Source organism: Mesorhizobium sanjuanii (assembly GCF_002529485.1).
Taxonomy (GTDB): domain Bacteria; phylum Pseudomonadota; class Alphaproteobacteria; order Rhizobiales; family Rhizobiaceae; genus Mesorhizobium; species Mesorhizobium sanjuanii.
The window spans coordinates 1-1,938 of the sequence record NZ_NWQG01000312.1 but is presented as its reverse complement, the minus strand read 5'-3'; the positions used below and the strand labels follow the sequence as shown (position 1 = coordinate 1,938).

Sequence of the window (1,938 nt, the reverse complement as noted above, 5' to 3'; positions counted from 1 at the left end):
TCCTTGGGGAATTGCCAATGGTGCGCTTTGGGGTGCGGGCGGCAATGTCCTTGCCGAAGGGCTCAGTGCAGTTGGCAGCCAGGTGGTGGCAAGGCTCGCCGGGCGTTCCGCGAATGCTGAATTTGTTGCAGATCAGGCAGACGAGGGTTCACCGATACCCAGCGACACCGTCGAAGACTCTGTCGATCTGGCACGACACGACATCAATTCTACAAGAGCTCCATCCGCCGCAGGGGACCTGACGGAGGCCGAGATGTACGATCTCAGCCTCGTGCCCACTAAGCGCACTACGACCAACAAGGCGCTGCGCAGGGAATGGGAATTGCTGTATGGAAAGCCTTGGCCTAAGGATCCAGCTACGGGTCGGAATATGGATGTGTCTCACGAGAAAGCATTGGCCGACGAAGGGGCAGATCACATATCAAACATCACGCATCGTACGCGAGCGGATCATATTAAACGCCACAGCGACGCAGGAGACTATGCTCGCTGGGCAAGAAGAAGATGGCTCAAGCAAAAAATGAAAGGGAACTCAAGCAGTGGCGAGAAACGATAGCGAAGCGAAGCCCGACTTGACTAGCGTCACCCGCCTGCCGGTGGCTGACAGAAGCACGGGCGATGAAGAACTTGACGCTGCACGTCTGGAGGCCCGAAAATATCTTGAATTCTATGATTGGGTTTCAGCCATCAAGGGGGAATACTTCGGATACGGTGCCGATGGCATAATCTATATTTTTCTCTTCGAGATTGTTCCCGGCAGGCCAGAAGTTGACCCTTGGATATGGGTGATCGTTGGCGATCTGCCCTCGACATATCTGCCGGCTGAAGACGCCAGGACACCATACGAGGCGCTGGATGGATATATCGGCGCCATGGAAGAGTGGGTCGAAGCGGCACGGCAAGGAAAGTCCGTTGCGGACTTGATACCGGTTAATGTTCCCGCGAATCCCGCCAACGCTGAAATGCTGGATCGACGTCTCAAATTCCTTGACGAAAGGGTACTGCCGGAACTTCAAGGTGATGTATAGGCCTGCAACTTGGATACACCTGCCCCCAGGCCGGCTGTTATTTTTTGACCGATCGCACGAAGCATGCGGATTTGAGTGCCTGGCGCGGCGAGGGCGCAACGCGCTAAGTCTCCACGCGCCGCTATTCAATATTTCCCATGAAATAGCCGTCGACCGCATCGAGCCTTAGCCGCATGAGCTGACCGTTCGAGCGCAAATGGTTTGCGGCCTGGAAAATCCGCGCGTTGCTAAGGTGGAGAAACGACTGTGGCGGGCTCCCGGGCGCCGACTGCTCGCCGGCCCTGGGGTACATGTTGGCGAAATCCAGCATGGCGCGGCCCAGCACGTCCTGCAGGTCGGCGGGGTCGCTGGAGCCTTGTATCGAGGCGCTGCGCATCTGCCGGCTCAGTTCCTCAAAATACTTCCTGCCGCTGATCAAGGTGCCGGCGATGACCGTGCCGCGTATGAACAGCGTCATGCCGATTTCCAGATTGCCCTCGGCAAACGTCACCAATGCGTTGAGATAGGCGTCGCGAGGGTACGGCTCGGCCGGGTCTGCCTGCGCTTCCTTTACGCTATGTCGCATTTTCTCCCCCCTCAGAGACCGGCATTCAGCCGTGGCGCAAGAAAACCGGATCTCGCGCTGGCGTTCAGCAAAGCCTGGAAAATCACTCGCCCAAAACGACCCCGGACGCAATGATTTGCGCGGTCAGCCTGGTAAGCTTTTCGTGTTTCACCAGCGTCGGCTTTTTATAGATGCGCTTCATTGCAGGGCTCCGCAGGGATTCCACCAACACATCGAACGCGCTCGCCGCGGTTGCGTTCCCTTCGCCCGCCTTTATGCGCCATTTATCCGAAGCAAAAAAGGCCCGACCCGGCGCCAACCGAGACGGGCAGGTGCTGGAGTAGCTGGGTGAGAGCCCAGCATGGA

4 protein-coding genes are annotated in these 1,938 nt (G+C 57.6%); 2 read left to right on the top strand and 2 right to left on the bottom strand.

What is annotated here, in order from left to right:
* Both CN311_RS32810 and CN311_RS31625 read left to right on the top strand, forming a co-directional pair.
* A partial coding sequence (locus tag CN311_RS32810; RefSeq protein ID WP_165779923.1) for a hypothetical protein occupies positions 1-556 on the top strand: 556 nt, incomplete at its 5' end.
* A complete protein-coding gene (locus CN311_RS31625) occupies positions 540-1,028 on the top strand; it encodes a hypothetical protein (RefSeq protein ID WP_097577484.1) in 489 nt (162 codons plus the stop codon). The genes CN311_RS32810 and CN311_RS31625, both read left to right, overlap by 17 nt.
* 121 nt (positions 1,029-1,149) lie before the next feature.
* Here CN311_RS31625 and CN311_RS31620 read toward each other — a convergent pair whose 3' ends face one another.
* On the bottom strand, positions 1,150-1,593 hold the full coding sequence (locus CN311_RS31620; protein ID WP_097577483.1) for a hypothetical protein: 444 nt from the start codon (positions 1,591-1,593) through the stop codon (positions 1,150-1,152).
* A gap of 82 nt (positions 1,594-1,675) precedes the next feature.
* A partial coding sequence (locus tag CN311_RS33590; RefSeq protein WP_097577482.1) for a hypothetical protein occupies positions 1,676-1,938 on the bottom strand: 263 nt, incomplete at its 5' end.

Excerpts from the sequence above, each read along its gene's own strand:
- CN311_RS31620 (WP_097577483.1), bottom strand. The coding sequence starts at position 1,593 with ATGCGACATAGCGTAAAGGAAGCGCAGGCAGACCCGGCCGAGCCGTAC.